This is a genomic window from Serratia sp. Sp408 (assembly GCF_057180665.1).
Genome location: NZ_JBXUFT010000025.1, coordinates 1 through 438 on the forward strand (window position 1 = coordinate 1; position 438 = coordinate 438).

Below are 438 nucleotides of genomic sequence, written 5' to 3' on the forward strand. Positions count from 1 at the left end.
GTGCACGGGTGGGTCGTCCAGAACCGTGCCTTGGACTGGAGGGTCATCGAGAATTGTCACGTCTCTGACTCTGCCGCTGCCGCCGATCGGCAACCAGGGACCTTCGGCCCTTCTTGGCGCGTGACCATCGACACCGCGATACGAAGTTCGCGCGGCGACGACGGGGTACTGTCCGCACGGGCGACACCGACCGGTAAGGGGGCTGACATGTATCCGGGGCAATACGCGCACGACCATCCTGACCGCCCCGCGTTCATCATGGCGTCGACGGGCGAAGCCGTCACCTATCGCGAGTACGAGGCCCGGGCGAACCAACTCGCCCACCTGTTCCGCAGTCTCCACCTCGAGCGGCTCGGCCACTACTCGATCTTCATGGAGAACAACGACCGGTACCTGGAGTCGTGCGCCGCCGGCGAACGATCGGGACTGTTCTACACG

General features: G+C 64.8%; 1 protein-coding gene. It reads left to right on the plus strand.

Features of this window, described 5'->3' with window-relative positions:
- Window positions 1–207 precede the first annotated feature (207 nt).
- Window positions 208–438: AMP-binding protein (locus AC2AXP_RS22665; protein WP_484381992.1), on the plus strand; the 231-nt coding region annotated here is incomplete at its 3' end.